The organism is Phycisphaerae bacterium, assembly GCA_028714855.1.
Taxonomy (GTDB): Bacteria; Planctomycetota; Phycisphaerae; order Sedimentisphaerales; family Anaerobacaceae; genus CAIYOL01.
This window is the reverse complement of the sequence record JAQTLP010000001.1, coordinates 86,172-104,964: the sequence shown is the minus strand read 5'-3', so window position 1 is coordinate 104,964 and position 18,793 is coordinate 86,172. Positions and strand designations below refer to the sequence as shown.

General features: G+C 47.5%; 21 protein-coding genes and 1 tRNA gene. 17 read left to right on the top strand and 5 right to left on the bottom strand.

Annotation, left to right across the window (positions count from 1 at the left end):
• The 3 genes from obgE to PHG53_00475 form a co-directional block, all read right to left on the bottom strand.
• Positions 1-1,005: a GTPase ObgE gene (obgE, locus tag PHG53_00485; GenBank protein ID MDD5380103.1), complete on the bottom strand. Its 1,005-nt coding sequence runs from the start codon at positions 1,003-1,005 to the stop codon at positions 1-3.
• Between the two features lie 72 nt (positions 1,006-1,077).
• Positions 1,078-1,311: a 50S ribosomal protein L27 gene (gene rpmA / locus PHG53_00480; GenBank protein MDD5380102.1), complete on the bottom strand. Its 234-nt coding sequence runs from the start codon at positions 1,309-1,311 to the stop codon at positions 1,078-1,080.
• 121 nt (positions 1,312-1,432) lie between these two features.
• On the bottom strand, positions 1,433-2,209 hold the full coding sequence (locus PHG53_00475) for a TlpA disulfide reductase family protein (protein ID MDD5380101.1): 777 nt from the start codon (positions 2,207-2,209) through the stop codon (positions 1,433-1,435).
• Positions 2,210-2,528: 319 nt separating this feature from the next.
• Here PHG53_00475 and PHG53_00470 point away from each other — a divergent pair, with 319 nt between their 5' ends.
• The 6 genes from PHG53_00470 (at position 2,529) to PHG53_00445 (ending at position 9,106) form a co-directional block, all read left to right on the top strand.
• Positions 2,529-3,455, top strand: a complete 927-nt coding sequence (locus tag PHG53_00470) for a PTS sugar transporter subunit IIA (protein MDD5380100.1) — start codon at positions 2,529-2,531, stop codon at positions 3,453-3,455.
• Positions 3,456-3,458: 3 nt separating this feature from the next.
• A complete protein-coding gene (locus tag PHG53_00465; GenBank protein MDD5380099.1) occupies positions 3,459-5,018 on the top strand; it encodes an SLC13 family permease in 1,560 nt (519 codons plus the stop codon).
• Between the two features lie 139 nt (positions 5,019-5,157).
• Positions 5,158-5,586, top strand: coding sequence for a ribonuclease P protein component (gene rnpA, locus PHG53_00460; GenBank protein ID MDD5380098.1), 429 nt, complete (start codon positions 5,158-5,160; stop codon positions 5,584-5,586).
• Between the two features lie 54 nt (positions 5,587-5,640).
• Positions 5,641-5,901 (top strand): helix-turn-helix domain-containing protein, encoded by a 261-nt coding sequence (locus PHG53_00455; GenBank protein MDD5380097.1) that lies wholly within the window; start codon positions 5,641-5,643, stop codon positions 5,899-5,901.
• Positions 5,898-6,782 (top strand): MlaD family protein, encoded by an 885-nt coding sequence (locus PHG53_00450; GenBank protein ID MDD5380096.1) that lies wholly within the window; start codon positions 5,898-5,900, stop codon positions 6,780-6,782. Before PHG53_00455 ends, PHG53_00450 begins: the two co-directional genes overlap by 4 nt.
• 536 nt (positions 6,783-7,318) lie before the next feature.
• Positions 7,319-9,106 (top strand): hypothetical protein, encoded by a 1,788-nt coding sequence (locus PHG53_00445; protein MDD5380095.1) that lies wholly within the window; start codon positions 7,319-7,321, stop codon positions 9,104-9,106.
• Positions 9,107-9,239: 133 nt separating this feature from the next.
• Here PHG53_00445 and PHG53_00440 read toward each other — a convergent pair whose 3' ends face one another.
• The gene (locus PHG53_00440) at positions 9,240-9,380 is read right to left on the bottom strand and encodes a hypothetical protein (protein MDD5380094.1); all 141 of its coding nucleotides are present in this window, start codon (positions 9,378-9,380) and stop codon (positions 9,240-9,242) included.
• 8 nt (positions 9,381-9,388) lie between these two features.
• Positions 9,389-9,462: transfer RNA gene (locus PHG53_00435), tRNA-Arg, on the bottom strand.
• Positions 9,463-9,784: 322 nt separating this feature from the next.
• Here PHG53_00435 and PHG53_00430 point away from each other — a divergent pair.
• The 11 genes from PHG53_00430 (at position 9,785) to PHG53_00380 (ending at position 18,786) form a co-directional block, all read left to right on the top strand.
• On the top strand, positions 9,785-10,357 hold the full coding sequence (locus PHG53_00430) for a rubrerythrin family protein (protein ID MDD5380093.1): 573 nt from the start codon (positions 9,785-9,787) through the stop codon (positions 10,355-10,357).
• A 126-nt stretch (positions 10,358-10,483) separates the two neighbouring features.
• Complete coding sequence (tpx, locus tag PHG53_00425; GenBank protein MDD5380092.1) at positions 10,484-11,002, top strand: thiol peroxidase; 519 nt, start codon at positions 10,484-10,486, stop codon at positions 11,000-11,002.
• Entirely contained in the window at positions 10,999-12,177 is a 1,179-nt protein-coding gene (locus PHG53_00420; protein MDD5380091.1) for an FprA family A-type flavoprotein, read from the top strand. The genes tpx and PHG53_00420 overlap by 4 nt, the downstream gene beginning before the upstream one ends.
• 27 nt (positions 12,178-12,204) lie before the next feature.
• Complete coding sequence (locus PHG53_00415) at positions 12,205-12,579, top strand: desulfoferrodoxin (protein ID MDD5380090.1); 375 nt, start codon at positions 12,205-12,207, stop codon at positions 12,577-12,579.
• A 5-nt stretch (positions 12,580-12,584) separates the two neighbouring features.
• Complete coding sequence (locus PHG53_00410; protein ID MDD5380089.1) at positions 12,585-13,106, top strand: ferritin; 522 nt, start codon at positions 12,585-12,587, stop codon at positions 13,104-13,106.
• Positions 13,103-13,594 carry a ferritin family protein gene (locus PHG53_00405; protein MDD5380088.1) on the top strand — a complete coding sequence of 164 codons (492 nt, stop codon included), beginning with the start codon at positions 13,103-13,105 and terminating at the stop codon, positions 13,592-13,594. The genes PHG53_00410 and PHG53_00405 overlap by 4 nt, the downstream gene beginning before the upstream one ends.
• A gap of 60 nt (positions 13,595-13,654) precedes the next feature.
• Complete coding sequence (locus PHG53_00400; GenBank protein ID MDD5380087.1) at positions 13,655-14,362, top strand: flavin reductase; 708 nt, start codon at positions 13,655-13,657, stop codon at positions 14,360-14,362.
• A gap of 83 nt (positions 14,363-14,445) precedes the next feature.
• The gene (zwf, locus tag PHG53_00395) at positions 14,446-15,996 is read left to right on the top strand and encodes a glucose-6-phosphate dehydrogenase (GenBank protein ID MDD5380086.1); all 1,551 of its coding nucleotides are present in this window, start codon (positions 14,446-14,448) and stop codon (positions 15,994-15,996) included.
• 27 nt (positions 15,997-16,023) lie between these two features.
• Positions 16,024-16,506: a ferritin family protein gene (locus tag PHG53_00390; GenBank protein ID MDD5380085.1), complete on the top strand. Its 483-nt coding sequence runs from the start codon at positions 16,024-16,026 to the stop codon at positions 16,504-16,506.
• A 26-nt stretch (positions 16,507-16,532) separates the two neighbouring features.
• Positions 16,533-17,048 carry a superoxide dismutase [Ni] gene (locus tag PHG53_00385; protein MDD5380084.1) on the top strand — a complete coding sequence of 172 codons (516 nt, stop codon included), beginning with the start codon at positions 16,533-16,535 and terminating at the stop codon, positions 17,046-17,048.
• Positions 17,049-17,073: 25 nt separating this feature from the next.
• Positions 17,074-18,786 (top strand): 2-oxoacid:acceptor oxidoreductase subunit alpha, encoded by a 1,713-nt coding sequence (locus PHG53_00380; GenBank protein ID MDD5380083.1) that lies wholly within the window; start codon positions 17,074-17,076, stop codon positions 18,784-18,786.
• Positions 18,787-18,793: the final 7 nt, after the last annotated feature.

The following is an 18,793-nucleotide window of genomic DNA, read 5'->3' as shown; positions in this document are numbered from 1 at the left end:
TTACTCAACTGGGGTTTTAGTTTCTCTGACCTTTTGCCACAGGATTTCGGTCAATTCTTTGACGCCTTGGCCTGTAACAGCCGAGATTGGATATATCGTTTTTCTTATCTTTTTCTTCAGTTCTTTTACTATTTTGCCGTCGGGGTCAAGGTCTATCTTATTAGCAACGATAACTTCCTGTTTTTCGGCCAGAGCTTTGCTGTACAGCTTCAGTTCTTTGCGAATGGCCTTATAGTTTTTCGCAGGTTCGGAGCCGTCTGTGGGCATTATATCAAGGATGTGGACAATTATTCGAGTTCTTTCGATGTGTTTTAAGAATTCGATTCCTAAGCCGGCTCCTTTATGAGAGCCCTCAATCAGGCCCGGGATGTCGGCTAAAACGAACCGGCGGTAGTCACTTAGTTCAACGATACCGAGCACCGGTTCAATAGTGGTGAACGGGTAATCAGCGATTTTCGGTCTTGCGGCGGAGCAGCGTGAAATAAGAGTGCTTTTTCCGGCATTAGGCAAGCCGACAGTTCCGACATCGGCGATGAGTTTCAATTCGAGCCGGAGATTTCTTTCCTGACCTTTTTCGCTCGGTTCGGCGTATCTTGGGGTTTGGTTAGTTGAGGTTGCGAAGGCCCTATTTCCTTTTCCGCCCTTTCCGCCGCGGCAGACGCAAACCTTCATTCCAATTTCGTTAAGGTCCTTGAGGGGCAGCTCCATCTCGGCATCGTAAATAAGCGTGCCAGGCGGGACCTGGATTATGAGGTCCTGGCCGTTTGCTCCGTGTTTGTTTGCGCCCGAGCCTTGCTGGCCGTTCTGTGCTCGCCAGTGATGTTTACCTGTGAAATCCATAAGAGTGTCGAGGTCATCGACGGCTTCGAAGTAAACGCTGCCGCCTTTTCCACCGTCGCCGCCGTCGGGTCCGCCTTTGGGGATATATTTTTCCCTGCGAAAGCTCACGCAGCCGTTGCCGCCGTCACCGGCTTTAACCCAGATTTGTGCCTTGTCGATAAACATATGTCATATCCTGATAACAAAAAAAGGATGGTAATTACACCATCCTTTTTTTTATCAGCCATTTTTTTCCCGTCAGTCGACGTGGACTTTTCGGCCCTGGAAACGCACGTGTCCGGCCGTTGTAGCAAACAATGTGTAGTCCTTGCCCATCTGTACATTCAGGCCGGGGGAAAATTTCGTCCCGCATTGCCTGACGATGATTGAGCCTGCCTTTGCAACCTGACCGCCGGACAGCTTTAGACCCCTGTACTGGGCGTTGCTGTCTCTGCCGTTTCTTGTAGAGCCTTGTCCTTTTTTATGTGCCATAGGTTACCGCCTTTAATTAATAAGGAATTTAACTTACAGAAACTACTATTCTAACCACGTTATTCGGCATTGTCCAGAAAAATTTTGAGGTTTTTTAAAAGCAGGCCCGGCCGTTTTACGGCTATTCAGCCTGCAATATGGCTTTGATTTCGCCCAACGATAACAGGCCTTCGGTAATCAGCTTTATTTTGCCTTCGGGGTCAATAAAGAAACTGCAGGGAATACTGGTCATGCGAGTGAAAAGAGGCGGCATTGCGGCAGCATCAGCGGAAAAGACGGTATAGTTAATTTTATTTTGTTCCGCGAAGCTTTTGACCTTTTCGGCCGTTTCCGGGGGATATGCGGTTTTATAAGAGATAGCCAGTATAGCGAGTTTGTCCTCGCTGACCTGGTTTCGCAAGGCGATTAGATGCGGTAATTCTATTCTGCAGGGGGGGCACCAGGTCGCCCAGACGTTAATTAAAACGTCTTTGCCGCGGTAATCGCTTAATTTATGTTGTTTACCGTTGATGTCGGTCAAGGTGAAGTCAGGCGCCTTTTGGCCAAACGAATGGGTGTAAACGGCTCCCCACGTCCTTGCCGCCATGATGACATCTCTTAGATTTGTTTTTGGAGCGGTATTCGGGCCTTCAATAATATCAGTTTTGGGCTTTGCCTGCGGCAGAGCTATGACATTATTGGGGCTGGCCTTCGATTCCGCTACGGCGGGCGAAGAGAGGCTTTCGACCGTTGGTGCAGATGACGAGGGTTTGTTATTATCTTCTGTTTGGGTTTGCTTGACCGCTTCTTCAGAGGCAGGTTGTTTTTTGCATCCCGGCAAAGCCGGCGTTACGGCTAATATTATTATGGAAATAACAAATACAAGCCGGGAACTTAACTGATTGTTCTTTTTTGACATTTTGCCGTTATCCTGGAAACTGGGATTTAATCCAAATAGTATATATTGTTTGTGCCCTAAATCAAAGCTAATCTTGCGGCATAAGCGGCGGAAATGATACTTTTTGACTCTACACTATAGACATGTTCGGCAAAAGGGTAATAGCATCGAGGTGTTTTTCTTGACTGCGAGTGTGTTCTATGATACAATCTTTTTTTTTATCTGAATGCAACTGATTGACAGGCGTGAGCCTGCCGTTTCCTGAGAACAGGAGTTTTGTTGAGCGGTTTTTTTATTGTTATATCGGCGTTTCACCGGAATATATGTAAGGGACAAATTTATGCCGAGAGGCAGTAACACCATTCAATTCTCATCACTTTTTGGGCCTGCCGAAGTTATATGCCAGACCGAGCTTACGGACCGGGACGCGATATTGCAGAAATTGCTGAATGTTCTGACACGCAAGCGAAAGATTGAAAATATTCAAGAGGTGTACAAGGCAATTCAAGAGCGCGAGAATGAGATACCGATGATTGTCGGGCCAGGGATTGCTATGCCGCACGCCCGTCTGCCGGAGATAGACAAAATTATCGTCGGTATCGCTACCTCCAAAAAAGGTGTAGTTTACGCCAAGGGCGTTAACAAGGCCGTAAAGCTCATCGTACTGATCATTTCGCCGAAGGCATCGCCCGCGGTGCATCTGCTGGCGGTAAGTTCTGTGGCAAAGATATGTCAGGACCCGGCAACAGCGGATATAGTAGCGGAGCTGCCGACGCCCGAAAAGGTTTGGGAGTTTTTCGACCGCGGCGGTGTTACACTCCCCGGTTATGTTCGTGCCTGTGACATTATGAAGCCGGTGAGAGTAAAATTGCATGAGTACGATACGCTTGAGAAAGCCATAACGTTGTTTGTGCGGCATGGGCTGCAAGATTTGCCGGTTGTTGATAAGGATAACAACCTCGTTGGTGTTGTAACGACATACGAACTGCTGCGTGTTTGCCTGCCGGACTATGTTCTGTGGATGGAAGACCTCACACCCATACTGAATTTTGAGTCATTTGCGGAAATCCTGCATAACGAAAGCAAAACGTGGCTGGCTGAAATTATGACAAATGAATATGCGACTGTGGACGCCGATGCGCCAGCGATTCAAGTAGCCAAGGAAATAACCAGTCGGAGGGTTAACCAAGCTTATGTAATGCGGGGCGAGAAACTTATCGGCGTGGTTTCATTGGGGGAGTTTTTGGGCAGGGTTCTTCGAGGATAGGATATGGCTGGTCTAAACCGGAAAAAAGATACACTTCATCTTATTGGCCGGGTATTTTTGCTGTTGGCTGTTACCGCCGGAGTCAGCTTGCTGACCATGTTTATCCACCTGGACCGGCAGCAGATTTTTGCCTCCTCGGTTTTTATTATGATTGTTATGGCGACTCTTTTGTTCTGGAAGTTCCGACTGGCCATTGCTTTTGTCGGTATTAGCGTCCTGATGGGTGCCGGGACGCTGGACTTGCCGACGTTTATTAAGAGTTGCCAGCTGGACGTGATTTTGTTTCTGGTCGGGATGATGGTAGTCGTTGGTGTGCTGAAAGAACTGGGCCTATTTACCTGGATTATCCAGGGCGTCATCAAAACCCGCCATATGACCGGCCCAATGTTTGTTGTCATTATCACTGTTTTGGCGGCGCTAATGAGCTGTGTTGTGGACGAGGTAACGTCTATTATATTTATTGCCACATTGATTTTCCAGGTCTGTGATACTGTGAAAGTGCGTTCCACGCCTTTCATAATCATCGCAGTGATGGCGACTAACATTGGCTCAACAGGCACGATGCTTGGCAATCCTGTCGGGATTCTCATTGGTCAAAACGCGGTTCCGCCTTTGGGTTTTCCGGATTTTATAAAGTGGTCATTTCCTATTATGCTGGTTACGCTTTCAGCGTCGATATGCCTATTATTGTGGTGGTTCCGTCGTGACATCCGGCATCTTTCCGAGCAGCTGGAGGTCCGGCGTAAAATGGGGCTGGGGCTCGGGCCGCTTGTTCAGGTGCCGTATAAGCGAGGTCTAGGCATTCTTCTGGGAATGGTCGGCTTTATCGCTTTGCACCGCCATCTTGAAAGCTATCTTGGGCTGGCCCCGAATACTATTCTGATTGTGGCACCGATATTGATTGCGGGGCTTCTCATGATTTGGCGGCACGAGCGGGCACGCCATTATATTGAAGCTGATGTGGAGTGGTGGACACTTATTTTCTTTATGATGTTGTTTGCGGTTGCCGGCGCCCTTGAGCACACGGGGGTAACGGAGGTAATGGCCGGTCATTTTCAGGCAGCCTTTGGCAACAGACCCTCGATTTTGACGCCGGTAATAATCGGAGTATCCGCACTTGGCTCGGCCTTCGTAGACAATGTCGTCTTTGTAGCGGCGTTTATTCCAATTGTGAATAAGCTTGGGTACACACCTCTAATATGGGCATTGCTTCAGGGGGCCTGCCTGGGTGGTAATGCTACGATGATTGGGTCAACGGCAAACATAGTGGTGTTGGGGATGGTGGAGAAGCGATATCGCACTCATGTTCACTTTTTTGAGTGGCTGAAGGCGGGAGTTGTAGTAGCAGTATTTTCATGCCTTATTGCCTGGGGCGGCTTAGCAGTGCTCTCTCCCTATATGCCCACCAGAGAGCAGCGGAGTCTCGAGGTCGTTGAGGAGATGAAGTACGATGGGATAGAACATATACCTGTTGCCATATCGCTGCAAAACAAAGAAGGTGCGGACATTCCGGAATCTCGTGCGATGCATCAGCAGCTCGGCGCAGAGGCCATTTCTAAATAACGGGAAGCCGACCAGCCAGGCGGCTATCCTTATCTAAATATGGGGGAAATTCACTATTTTCGGGTAATTATCCGGTTGATTACCCACCATATGCAGGATTATTGCCAGAGAAGCAAAAAGCCGATAATATACTTAATGAGTGATTAAGCAGTTGGCGATTTATGGTGAAATCTTGAAGCGGTTTTTCTTCTCGAAGAAACAGAGACTTGCCAGTAATAAGCAATTTGAAGCTGTATTGGCCCGCAAGGTTCGGGTCGCCAATGGATTGCTTGTACTGTATGCTGCAGAAAATGATTGTGGTTATCCGCGACTTGGTGTTTCTGTCGGCAAATCCTGCGGCGGTGCCATCGAGCGCAACCGGCTGAAACGGCTGCTGCGTGAGGCTTTTCGGCAAAGTCAGGATTGTATACCGCAGGGTTTTGATTATTTGTTAATGATTTCTCCGCAATTGTCGAAAAAATTAGGTAAATCGATAAACTCAAAGGAGACTTTGAAGCAGTTGAAATTCGAGCAGATAAAAGCTTCGTTTCTTGCTCTGGCAGCCGCCGCAGTTGTGAAAATCGGATAATTTGCGATTTTCACACCGGGGCAGAAGCGCTAAAAGCATATATGAGGACAATCTTTGAGCGAGAAAAGCAAATTAACGTCAGTAGGCGCTGCCGCAAAAAAAGCTGGTATTTCCCGGCAATCTTTGCAATATTACCTGATGGTAGCTTTGCTTGAGCCCACAGAGATTACGCCGACCGGCAGACGGCTGTTTGACGAAAAAGCAATAGAGCGCATTAAGCTGATAAAAAAACTCAACGATAGCGGCTATCCTCTGCGTGCCATAAGAGAATTGTTTCTGGAAGGCCGGACCGATTTGAAAGGGAGTAAAAAGTGAGTGATTATGAAACCGCACAAAGAAGGCGCAATATTGTCGTGGGCATTTTTGTGGTAGTGGCTATTTGCGCAATTGTATGGCTTATATTCATGTTTAACGATTTTCCCACAGTTGTCAGCAAACTCAGTTCGTTTCAGGTGTTTGTTCAGTTCCCGACAGCGCCGGGAGTAGTGAAAGATACCCCCGTCCGCTTTTGCGGCTATCCAATCGGCAGCGTGACAAAAGTTATGCCTCCACAGATACGCGAAGATTTGAATACCGGCCTGAAGTATCATCAAACGGTAGTTGTTCTTAGTATTAATAAAAAATACGCCAATATTCCATCCAACATTAAAGTGAAATTGATGACGCGCGGGTTGGGCAGCAGCTACATTGAGCTTGCGGTTGACCCTACTTTGCCTTTGGTGCAGCGTGACCCGAACCGGCCGGAAACAGCATATCTGGTCGATAAAATGCTGTTGCAGGGCTCGACAGGTATGACCAGCGAATTTTTCCCGGAAGAGAGCCAGAAAAAGCTGGACGAGCTGGCTAATAGCCTGACCGTTTTTATAAATAACGCCAACGAAATTGTCGGCGACAAGGCAAACAAAGAAAATATCAAGACGACCCTGGCCAATCTGTCAGTTGCAACGGAGGACCTTAAAAAGCTCCTTGCTTCCGGAGTAGGCACAAGTGAGGAGATAAATAAAACATCAGCGGAGTTACGCTTGATTTTAGAGAAGATAAACAGCGGACAGGGCACCACCGGCAAGTTAATAAATGACGCGCGGCTGTACGAAAAGCTGCTTGAAAACAGCGATGAGCTGGAAGTCCTGCTGAAGGACTTAAGAGAGATGGTGGCTGAGTACCGCAAAAAAGGAATCAAGGTCAAGTTGAAGTAAATCCGCCAGACGGAGTGACGGGTAAAATTGGGTTTGATTGGGTTCGTTTTTGATAGTTCACAGTTCGTTGTTCATAGTTCGTAGTTATTGTCATTACTGATGTTATAGCAATTTTTGGCATTTCGGAAATTGGGGTCGTTTTGCATAATTTGTTCATTTTGATTGATTGAATTTGAGCCACAAAGGCACAAAGGGACAAAGTAAAGTTTTTGGTTTTTCATAACGTAGCACCTCCTTTCTATAATAGGGCGGACTTGCGCGATTGATGCGAAAAATGAGCTCGTTGCTTGTCGCTCGGTTCTCGTAACTCGATGCAGGAAAAGGAGTAAAAAAATTCGGGGAAAAATGGATTTTGGTGTTTAGGTACCAACGGTTTTGATTGCGCTGCCTTAGGCCTGGCTTACGCCATTTTGATTGAAGATGTATTCTGCCAACTTTACCAAACTGGCCAGTTGCACTTAAACAGGCAATCGCTAAAATGGTGCAGCGAGAAATTAATTGGAAGAGAAAATCAAGCGAATGCCTGGACAAAAACTATGGCAGAAAAGGGCCAGAAAAATACAAAGTCGTCAAAAATAATTTCTTCTTCCAAATTGTTGCAACAGGTTGATAATAAGGAGAAATATGTTGATATTTTTTTGTTCTTCCTGCTGCTGGCGTTAGGCATTTATCACGCCGTCATCTACTGGGGTCACCAGGTTGTGCCGCATTTTGACTTCGAGTGCTTTGCATCGCAGGGTCGGGAGATTTTATCCTTTAAATTACCCGCCGATTACAAACGGGTGCCTTTAGTTGGAATACTGCAGGTATTACTGGGACACATAACCGGCGGGGAATACCCCGATTTTCACGGAGGTTGGCTGCTCAACTCAATAGCTCATACCTGGACCATCGTGTTATTGTGGCTGGCAGGACGAAAGATTATCGGCAGAACGGCGGTGTGGTTTGCAATCATAGCAATAATCAACCCGTTTGGGCTGCAGTTGCTGACCGAGGCCATTGCTGAGACTACACTGCTGTTTTTTATATGGGCCACGTTCTACCTTATATTCATAAGGTCAAAATGGGCGTATCTGCTCGCATCGCTTACAACGATGGTGCGATACGAAGGCGCAGCTCTTATACTCGGCGCCTTTGTTATGGATATGATTGACAGCAAAGATAAGAAACAACGCCTCACTGCCTTTGTTTATGCCGCTTTGGCATCTGCCCCTCTTGCCCTGTGGATGCTGGGAACAATGCTAAACTGGCAATCCGCAGGGCCTACCCACTACCTTAATATATTCAGCAAGGGGTACATATCTCAGTTTGTCGAAGGAGTAGAAAAAAGAACTGGTTTTGTCAAAAATGCCAACATATTGTGGAGGGTTGGGTTCTGTCCTCTGTTTCTGCCAATTCCGAACACGGCGAGCGCTCTCACTAAGGTCATTCTGAATTCAAATAAAATCCTTGTTTTTGTCAGTTTTCTGTTTGGCTCTGTATATGGACTGTATAAGCGACAGTGGAAGATTCTGGTTCTGCTGATATTCCTTTTGCCATATTTCTGGATTCATGCCAAATACCCATATCCCATGCCGAGATATTATGCGACCATTGTCGCAATTGTTATGCTGATATGCGTTTACGGATTATGCAGCTTCTGGAAGCTGGTTAAAGACAAATCACCGAAATGGGCGATAATTATATCTCAGGTTATCGTGTCAATTGCGGCTCTTCTCTGGGCCCTTATATTATTCAGCGAGCTTTCTAAGGCAAGGGTTTTAGAGATGAGCAGAGCCAACGTTTCTCTGCTTTATATCGCAATATTGGCGGTTTTTATTGTACTTATTGCAGAACATTTTGCTTATAAGAGTAAGCGGCTCACGAATTTTGCCATCCTGGCACTAATGATACTGATGATAACCTCAAGTCAGCTTGGTGTTGCTGTCATGGTAAGAGATATAGAATTTAAATACCTCCTCGACTGGTATAAAGATAACGCGAAAAAAGGCGAGAAAATCGTAACTACAGCCCCTTCTATTCTGCAGATTATGGCTCCGCAGTATAAGGATTGCTTTATTCATACGAATACCTTTGATGCAAATAACCCAACTGACTTTGCTGCCGAATGCTACGAAAGAAATATCACATACGTAGCATGGGACTCGAGGACAGGATTTACACCGACAGACCATTATTATAAATACTGGAAGATGACAAATGTCGCGCCGCTTGCTGCTGGAAAGGATATTGGGCCATATCAGTTCATCGCACAATTAAGAGGAAATCAAAGACAGTATATAAATTTATACCGCCTGCGATATCCCCCGCCGGAGGCAAAATAAGTATGGGGATTAAAACAGGCGAAAAGTAACACGGTGGTTATCTGCGACAATATGGCGGGATGGTTGATAGAGTAAGATTTTTGGGCAAGGAAAGAATTACGCCGGATTGAAGGGCAGACACGCAGGTCTGCCCCTAATACGCCCGACAGGAGTCGAACCAGTCGCTTATTATCGTTCGCTCCCCATAGGGGCTCTGCCCCTCTGGCCCGCCTTCGGCGGTCACCCCGACGACGCGGGAAAATCCTTTTCCCACACCCTTTGAGGTTCGAATCATGGCGCGACTACGCCCGACGGGATTCGAACCTGTGACCTTCGGTTTAGGAAACCGACGCTCTATCCAACTGAGCTACGGGCGCAACGTTATTCTCGATTTATTATTTACTATTTTAGAAGAAAAAACAAGAAATCAAAAATAATCAGTCATTTATCGGCAGAGGGGAAAATCCCGCCGAAAATGAAACAGCCCTTGACAAATAGGAGTAGTTACTATTTAATATCTTATATAGCAGGGGCAGAAATGGCTGAAAGCCCTCGCCGGCGAGAGAAGAGCCGGCGGGAATCTCTGCAAAGTGCAAAAGAACTATTGACTTTTATCGTAAGTCGTTTGACAATATCAAACGATGGGGTTAATTGTGAATTAATCGTGTCTGTTAGAATTTGAAGAAAGCGAGGGTTGTAATGGAGCTTAAAGGAAGTCAGACTGAGAAAAATCTATTGACCGCTTTTTCGGGCGAGTCTCAGGCGAGAAACCGCTATGCGTATTTTGCAAGCCAGGCCAAGAAAGAGGGCTACGAGCAGATTGCGGCTATTTTCGAAGAGACAGCCAACCAGGAAAAGGAGCACGCCAAGCGGGAGTTCAAGTTTCTAAAAGGCGGCGAAGTAGAAATTACCGCAGCGTTTCCGGCAGGAGTCATCGGCAGCACGCTTGAGAATTTAAAGGCGGCGGCGGCAGGCGAGCATTACGAAAATACCCAAATGTATCCGGACTTCGCCAAGACGGCGGACGAAGAGGGTTTTGGCGAAATCGCAGAAGTTTTCAGGAACATCGCGATTGCGGAAAAGCGTCACGAGGGCAGGTATGTTGCACTTGCCAAGAACATAACCGAGGGACGCGTATTTAAACGAGAAAAGCCAGTAAGGTGGGTTTGCAGAAACTGCGGTTATGTTCACGAAGGAAAAGAGCCGCCGGATGTTTGTCCTGCTTGTGCGCATCCGAAGGCGTATTCTGAGCTGGAAGCGGTTAATTATTAAACGGTATCGGTTTCTTAGTAAGAGCCATAAATGCCAATTCGAATTAATGCGGGATTATCGGTTGCCGTGCGCTATTTATGTGCTATCGCAGTCGCAATGCTGCTTATCGGCTGCAAGGAGAATTCTATGGAAGGACAAAAACGGACAGTAACGATGAAGGGCAAGCCGCTGACCCTGCTGGGTAATGAACTTAAGGTCGGTGACTCAGCGCCGGATTTCGAGGTCGTTGCCAATGATATGTCAGCGGTAAAGTTTTCGTCGTATCACGGCAAGGTATGTATCATTTGTTCGGTGCCGTCACTCGATACATCTGTTTGCGACGTTGAGACCCGAAGGTTCAACGAAGAAGCAGGTAAACTCGGCAGCGATGTCGCGGTGCTGACTATTAGTATGGATTTGCCGTTTGCCCAGAAACGATGGTGCGGCGCAGCAGGCGTGCAGAATGTTCAAACGCTCTCGGATTATCGCGAAGCGTCATTCGGCGATGCGTACGGCGTATTGATAAAGGAGCTGCGTCTGCTTGCCAGGGCGATATTTGTAGTGGACAAAAACGGCACCATTAAGTACATACAGATAGTCAATGAAGTAGCAAGCGAGCCGAACTACGAAGCGGTACTGGAAGCGGTAAAGTTATTGGAAAAATGATGCAGCTAAGGCCAAACATTTATTCGGTCGGGGCGATTGACTGGGACAGGCGGCTGTTTGACGAGCTTATCCCATTGCCGGACGGGACAAGTTATAACGCATATTTGATAAAGGGCAGTGAAAAAACAGCTCTTTTAGATACGGTTGACCCGACGAAGACTGACGTGCTTATAGAAAATCTCGTCAAAGCCGGGGCCGGCAAAATAGATTATGTCGTCGCCCACCACGGAGAGCAGGACCATTCCGGCGGCATACCTGAGGTATTGATGCTTTATCCCGAAGCGAAGGTGGTAACAAACCCAAAGTGCAAGGGAGAGCTTGTCGATTTGCTGCAAATCAGCGAGGATAAATTTATTACGGTCGATGACGGCCAAACTCTTTCGCTGGGCGACAAGACCCTGCAATTTATTTATATTCCGTGGGTACACTGGCCGGAGACGATGGGAACTTACCTTAAGGAAGACAGGATATTTTTCCCGTGCGATTTCTTCGGCTCACATCTGGCGACCAGCAGCTTGTTCGTCGAGGATGAGCGGCTTGTGTACGAGGCCGCCAAGCGATATTACGCCGAGATAATGATGCCTTTCAGGACTATTATAAGAAATAACCTTGAAAAAATAAAGGGCCTCCAGATAGAGATAATAGCTTCGAGTCACGGCCCCATCTATGACAAGCCGCAGTTTATCATCGATGCTTATAAAGACTGGGTAAGCGATAACGTCAAAAACGAAGTGGTTCTGCCGTATATATCAATGCATGGCAGCACAAGAAAAATGGTTGAGCATTTTGTTGACGCCCTGATAGAAAGAGGCATTACAGTAAAGCAATTCAATCTTACTGAAGCTGATATCGGCAAACTGGCAATATCGCTCGTCGATGCCGCTACAATCGTGCTCGGCTCTCCAACCGTCCTGACAGCAGCGCACCCGAAAGTCGCATACGCTGCGATTTTAGCGAATGCTCTCAGATCCAAGACAAAATTTGCTTCGGTTATCGGTTCTTTCGGATGGGGCGGCAAAATGGTTGAGCAAATCGCAGGATTAATTTCAAACCTCAAAGTAGAAATCCTTGAGCCGGTGATAGCGAAAGGTTATCCTAAAGACAGTGATTTTACAGCACTTGAAAAGCTTGCGGATGAAATATTAACAAAACACAAAGAGCTCGGAATCGTTTAGCACCAATTTAAGTTAAGGGGAAAGATTATGGCAAAGAAACTTGAAATTTACAAATGTAACATCTGCGGTAATATCGTCGAGGTGCTTCACGGCGGCGCCGGCGAACTGGTTTGCTGCGGCCAGCCGATGGAGAACCTTACTGCAAAGACCGCCGACCAGGGCAAGGAAAAACATGTGCCGGTAATTGAAAAAATCAGCGGCGGCTACAAGGTAAAAGTCGGAAGCGTCCCCCACCCAATGGAGGAGAAACATTATATCGAGTGGATTGAGCTGCTTGCGGACGGAAAGGCATACAGACAATTCCTGGAACCCGGGACGGCGCCTGAGGCCGTGTTTAATATTGAGGCCGATTCTGTAAGCGCAAGAGAGCATTGCAATGTTCACGGATTGTGGAGGTCGTAGCGAAAATGATAAGCAAGAGTATAGAAAAAGCTCTAAACGAGCAGATTAACGCAGAGATGTATTCGGCATACTTGTATTTGTCGATGGAGTCATATTTCAGGTCGCTGGATTTAAGCGGGTTCGCAAACTGGATGAGAGTACAGGTGCAGGAAGAGCTGATGCACGCGATGAAGATGTACGATTTCGTAGATGCCCGCGGCGGCAGGATTATATTGAAGGCCATAGCGGCCCCTCAGACCGAATGGAAATCACCATTGGCTGTTTTCGAAGCCACATACAAGCACGAGCAAAAAGTTACCGGGCTGATTAACGCCCTCGCGAGTCTTGCCATTAAGGAAAAAGACCACGCAACCCACACTTTCCTGCAGTGGTTTGTCAATGAACAGGTCGAAGAAGAGTCGTCGGCTGATAAAATAATTCAGCAGACTAAAATGATGAAAGACGCGCCCGGCGGGATGTTTATGCTCGACCGCGAATTAGGGCTGCGGGTCTTTACACCACCAGCAACGACAGGAGAAAAAGCATGAGTATTACTTTTAATGCCGATGAAATTTTCGAAATGGCGGAAAACCTCGAAAGAGATGCCGCCAGGTTTTACCATCAGGCGGCAAAAGGCGCTGCCGATAAGAAAACAAAACAGATGTTTCTTGACTTGGCCAACATGGAAGACCGGCATCTGGCGACTTTTCAGGAAATGAGGAAAGAACTCGGCGCCGGAGAGAAAGAAGAAACGGTTTTTGACCCCGATAATGAAGCTGCAATGTACCTGCAAACGATGGCCAGAGGACATGGATGGGAAGGCAAGAGGAGTCCAACGGGAAATCTTACCGGCAATGAAAAGATAGAAGACATACTTAAGATAGCTCTGGAGGCTGAGCGTAATTCGGTTGTCTTTTATTCCGGCTTAAAGGAATTGGTCCCGCCCAGGGCAGGAAGGGACAGGGTCGAGGCCATAATAAAAGAAGAGCTCGGTCACATTGCTATTTTGAATGAGCAGCTTGCTCTTTTGAATTAAGCAAAGAAGTTTTGTTCAACCTGATTGCGAGCAGTTAAGCAACCTAAGGAGAAGCAAGTGTTGGATTTAGAGTCGCTTTTCAAGCTAAATTATGGCATGTGCATAGTCAGCTCTAAGAAAGGAGACAGATTCAACGGCTGTATTGTGAATACCGTTTTTCAACTTACGCCTGAGCCGCCGATGATCGCTGCCAGCATAAACAGGCAGTGTTTAACCCACGAGTATATTACCGAAAGCAGGGTGTTTACAGTTTCTATTCTTTCCCAGAAAGCACCGATGCCTTTTATCGGCGGCTTCGGATTCAGGTCCGGCAGGGACATAGACAAATTCAAAGGTGTGAATTACAAGGCAGGCCTGACGGGCGTGCCGACAATTTTGGATAACACCGCAGCTTTTCTCGAAGCCGAGGTTACCGAAAGCATCGACGTTGTAACACATACGTTATTTATCGCAAAAATTACGGCCTGCGAAACGATAGATGAAAACGCGGAGCCTATGACATATAATTATTACCGCGATATAAAACACGGCAGAACGCCCAAAACGGCTGCGACATACGTTGAAGTAAAACCTAAGGTAAAGCTGCAAGAAGGAGGCAAAAATATGAAGAAATACAAATGTCTTGTGTGCGGATATATATATGACCCTGCCGCAGGCGACCCGGACAACGGTGTGGCGGCCGGTACTGCTTTCGAAGCTTTGCCGGGCGACTGGGTTTGTCCGGAATGCGGCGCCGGTAAAGATCAGTTTGAACCCGTTGAAGGTTAAATCCTGCTGTTGAAAAACACACGCCGGCCTGTTGCGGAACGGGTTTTGCCGCGGTTTACTCAGTGTATTAAGAGGCAGTTGTTATGAAAAAGATTCAGCCGTCATTAGACCGGCAGGATATTATTTGCGCCGAGACGCCTGCCCCGCCGAGCGCTATGGTCGTATTCGGCGCTTCCGGGGATTTGTCCCGCAGAAAACTGCTTGTAAGCATCTTTCAGCTTTTCGCACAGGATTTGCTCGATGAAAAGTTTTACCTTTTAGGCTGCGGCCGGAAAAAGCTTACAGATGAAGATTTCCGAAAGACCGCGCAGCAGGCGATACGGGAAACCCGCACTGATGCAGCAGCGAAGGATATTAATGCTTTTACAGAAAAGCTCTACTATGTGGATGGCGATTACGAAGACTCTGCGTTTTATGAAAACATCAAAGCCAGACTTATCAGCCTGAACAAAAAGCACAAAATCGACTGCTGTCATATCTTTTACCTTGCCGTCCCGCCGATTCTATACAGCCCCATAGTAGAGCATTTGGGCCTGTCGAATTTATCCTGCCGCCATCAGCCTGATTGCGAACAGCGGGCCAGATTAGTCGTTGAAAAGCCGTTCGGCAGAGATTTGCAAAGCTCGGCCGAGCTGAACGATAAAATCCGGCGATGTTTCGACGAGTCACAGATATACCGCATCGACCATTATCTCGGCAAAGAAACTGTTCAGAACATTTTGATGTTTCGCTTTGCAAATACTATTTTTGAGCCTGTGTGGAACTGCAATTATATTGACCACGTTCAGATTTCGATAGCCGAGTCGATGGGTGTCGAGCATCGCGGCAGCTATTATGATAAAGCCGGTACGCTTCGGGATATATTTCAAAACCATATGCTTCAAATGCTCGCTTTGGTTGCGATGGAGCCGCCGATTTCATTCGAGGCGGACTGCGTCCGTGATGAAAAGGTCAAGCTTTTACGTTCGATTCGCCCCTTTAATCCCGAGGGGCTGGATAGCTCGATTATCAGGGGTCAGTATGGCCCGGGGCTGATAAATGGCGCGCAGGTAGCCGGCTATCGGACTGAACTCGGCATAGACCCGCAATCAAAAACTGAAACTTTCGTTGCCGCGAAATTGTTTGTTGATAACCTGCGGTGGAACGGTGTCCCTTTTTACCTGCGAACCGGCAAAAGACTTGCTCATAAGAATACGGAGATTTCCGTCACTTTCAAAAAGGTGCCGCATTCGATGTTTGTTTCCGCGGGCATGGATGACATGCCTCCGAATGTTCTCGTCCTGCGGATACAACCGGAGGAAGGAATTTCTCTCCAGTTTCAGGCAAAACGGCCCGGCTCAAAGATTTGTATGAGCACGCTCAATATGAATTTTGATTATAAAAGCATTTTTCTCATCGATATGCCCGAGGCCTACCAGAGATTACTTCTTGATTGTATGGTCGGCGACCAAACCCTTTTTAACAGGTATGACAGCGTGGAGGAGGCGTGGCGATTATTGATGCCGATATTGCAGGCCCGGCAAAATGACGATTCGGCGCCCTACGAATATCCCGCCGGTGCCGAAAGCTTTCCTCAGGCCGATAAGCTTATCGAATCTGACGGCCGAAAGTGGAGAAAGCTGGCAGAAATTTAACTGGCGTTACCGCCAAAGGATGGAAATATGAACATTTTTGATTTCGCTATGGAGAAAGAAAAATACAGCGAGGATTACTATAGGCAGCTGGCAGCCGGGTCAAACAATAAGGGCCTTGAGACGGTATTTAATATGTTAGCTGATGAAGAGGCGAAGCATTACAAAATTGTTTCAGATATGAAAAAAGATATCTCGCCTGGTTTGGCAGAGACAAGGGTTTTGTCGAACGCCAAAGATGTTTTCGAACAAATGCGCGAATCTGCCCGGAGCTTCAATTTCAATATCAGCCAGGTCGAGCTTTACAGGAAAGCCCTAAAGATAGAGGAACAAAGCCAGGACTTTTATCTCGAGAAAGCTGACGAGGTGGAGGAGGCCCATAAAGAAATTTTTCTGAAATTGGCCGAGCAAGAGAAAAAGCATTATTTCCTTCTTGAGAACATAATCGATTTTGTATCGAGACCGCAAACGTGGCTGGAAAACGCCGAGTTTTACCACCTCGAAGAATATTAACGAAATCCATTTGAAAGAGGCCGAAAATGAGAACAGATATAAGGCGAAAGCTGATGGTTAGCATTTTGCTGCTCGCAGTGGCAGCGCCATTTGTATATTCGCATTGCCAGATACCCTGCGGTATCTATGATGACTCGGCGAGACTTGCCGCGATAGCGGAAAATATCACTACGATTGAAAAGGCAATGAAGTCGATAGAGGAGCTGTCGGCGCAGCAAAAGCCTAATATGAACCAGATTGTCCGGTGGGTAAACGTCAAGGATGAGCACGCCGGGGATATCGCACATATTGCCAGCTACTACTTTATGGCTCAGCGGATAAAGCCGGCCGAAAAAAGCGATGCTGCAGGTTACGAAAAATATATCAAGCAGCTTACGCTGCTGCACGAGATGATTATTTACTCGATGAAGTCCAAGCAGACAACAGATTTGGCCAATGTCAAAAAGCTCCGCTCGCTTCTGGCGGATTTCCGCAGCATATATCTGGGCAAATCAGTCTCCGGCGAGACCTCGCCAATAAGCGGGCAGGAACACAGTCATTAATATTTTTGAATAAGCAGGTGAAAGTATGGCAAGGGCAGACGATGTTTCGATAGTTTTGTGCGGCCAGGCGGGTATGGGCATACAAACCGTCGAAAGCATTCTGACGCGAATGCTGAAACTGGCCGGCTACAATGTCTTCGCAACCAAGGAATATATGTCACGAGTCCGAGGGGGCAACAACTCAACCCAAATACGCGTCAGCTCCGGGCCGGTATCGGCTTTTGTCAACCGTATAGACCTGCTCATCCCCTTAAACAAGGGGGCTGTCCAGCATCTTGGGGAAAGAATCTCTCAGGAAACGATAGTCCTTGCGGAAACCGAAGTCATCGGGGATGAGGCTGCGAGCGGGCGTTTCAGGTTCGTCGAAGCGCCGTTTACCAAAATCGCAACCGATATCGGCAACAAAGTTTACTCCAATGTTGTTGCGGCAGGGACGCTGGCAGGTTTGCTTGGGATGGAGATGAGCAATGTCTGCGACTATGTGAAACAATTCTTCTCTTCTAAGCCAGCTGACATTGTGCAAAGTAATGTTCGTGCAGCCGAAGCCGGTTTCCGGCTTTCCGGAGATTTGGCCGGCCGGGCGAAAATAAATTTTAATCTCAAGCCGGACGCAGCCGTTAAAAACCATGTACTTCTTGCCGGGGGCAGTGCTGTAGGTCTCGGGGCGATAGCGGGAGGTTGTAATTTTGTTTCGTCGTATCCGATGTCACCATCGACGTCTGTGCTTACCTTCCTTGCAAAGAACGGCGGCGACTTCGGCATAATCGTCGAGCAGGCAGAAGATGAAATCGCAGCGATAAATATGGCGATTGGCGCCTGGTATGCCGGCGCAAGGGCGATGGTTACAACATCCGGAGGCGGATTTGCACTGATGGTCGAAGGATTGAGCCTTGCGGGTATGCTCGAATCTCCTGTGGTTATTCATCTCGGGCAAAGACCCGGGCCTGCTACAGGCCTGCCGACGCGGACGGAGCAGGCCGACCTGGAGTTTGCACTGTATTCCGGACACGGTGAATTCCCGAGAATCCTGTTTGCGCCTGGGACGATTGAGCAGGCCTTTTATCTTACCGCGCGCGCCTTTAACCTTGCCGATAAGTATCAGGCGCCCGTTTTTGTTATGACCGACCAGTACTTCATGGATTCTTATTATAACACCGGCGGCTTTGATCTATCGAGCGTCAAGGTCGAAAAATACATTACCGAAACCGCCGCCGATTACAAAAGATACGAACTGACCGAAAATGGCATCTCGCCGAGAGGTGTTCCCTGTTTCGGGCAGGGCCTTGTGTGCGCGGACAGCGATGAGCACGATGCCGAGGGACACATCACCGAAGATTTGCAGCTTAGGACTAAAATGGTCGACAAACGGCTGCGCAAGCTCGAATCAATTAGAGCCGAAATAGTCGGGCCGGAACTCTATCCCAACCGTGAATACGATAACCTGGTCGTTTGCTGGGGCTCAACCTGCAATATTGTCAGAGAAGCGGTCGCGGCTCTTGGCAGAGAAGATACTTCGGTGCTGCACTACAGTCAGGTGTATCCTTTGCATCCGCAGACGGCAGAGTATCTATCCAAAGCCAAGAGAGTTGTCGTCGTCGAGGGCAATGCGACAGGACAATTTGCAAAGCTGATAAAATTGCACACTGGAATCGACATCAAGGACAAGATTTTGAAATACAGCGGCCTGAGCTTTGCTGTCGAAGAGGTAGCGGATGCGCTGAAGAATGTTCTGAAATGAGGTCTTT

Bases quoted from the DNA above. Each gene is read 5' to 3' on its own strand.
- obgE (MDD5380103.1), bottom strand. From the start codon at position 1,005: ATGTTTATCGACAAGGCACAAATCTGGGTTAAAGCCGGTGACGGCGGC.
- rpmA (MDD5380102.1), bottom strand. From the start codon at position 1,311: ATGGCACATAAAAAAGGACAAGGCTCTACAAGAAACGGCAGAGACAGC.
- PHG53_00475 (MDD5380101.1), bottom strand. From the start codon at position 2,209: ATGTCAAAAAAGAACAATCAGTTAAGTTCCCGGCTTGTATTTGTTATT.
- PHG53_00470 (MDD5380100.1), top strand. From the start codon at position 2,529: ATGCCGAGAGGCAGTAACACCATTCAATTCTCATCACTTTTTGGGCCT.
- PHG53_00465 (MDD5380099.1), top strand. From the start codon at position 3,459: ATGGCTGGTCTAAACCGGAAAAAAGATACACTTCATCTTATTGGCCGG.
- PHG53_00445 (MDD5380095.1), top strand. From the start codon at position 7,319: ATGGCAGAAAAGGGCCAGAAAAATACAAAGTCGTCAAAAATAATTTCT.
- PHG53_00440 (MDD5380094.1), bottom strand. From the start codon at position 9,380: ATGATTCGAACCTCAAAGGGTGTGGGAAAAGGATTTTCCCGCGTCGTC.
- PHG53_00430 (MDD5380093.1), top strand. From the start codon at position 9,785: ATGGAGCTTAAAGGAAGTCAGACTGAGAAAAATCTATTGACCGCTTTT.
- tpx (MDD5380092.1), top strand. From the start codon at position 10,484: ATGGAAGGACAAAAACGGACAGTAACGATGAAGGGCAAGCCGCTGACC.
- PHG53_00420 (MDD5380091.1), top strand. From the start codon at position 10,999: ATGATGCAGCTAAGGCCAAACATTTATTCGGTCGGGGCGATTGACTGG.
- PHG53_00415 (MDD5380090.1), top strand. From the start codon at position 12,205: ATGGCAAAGAAACTTGAAATTTACAAATGTAACATCTGCGGTAATATC.
- PHG53_00410 (MDD5380089.1), top strand. From the start codon at position 12,585: ATGATAAGCAAGAGTATAGAAAAAGCTCTAAACGAGCAGATTAACGCA.
- PHG53_00405 (MDD5380088.1), top strand. From the start codon at position 13,103: ATGAGTATTACTTTTAATGCCGATGAAATTTTCGAAATGGCGGAAAAC.
- zwf (MDD5380086.1), top strand. From the start codon at position 14,446: ATGAAAAAGATTCAGCCGTCATTAGACCGGCAGGATATTATTTGCGCC.
- PHG53_00390 (MDD5380085.1), top strand. From the start codon at position 16,024: ATGAACATTTTTGATTTCGCTATGGAGAAAGAAAAATACAGCGAGGAT.
- PHG53_00385 (MDD5380084.1), top strand. From the start codon at position 16,533: ATGAGAACAGATATAAGGCGAAAGCTGATGGTTAGCATTTTGCTGCTC.
- PHG53_00380 (MDD5380083.1), top strand. From the start codon at position 17,074: ATGGCAAGGGCAGACGATGTTTCGATAGTTTTGTGCGGCCAGGCGGGT.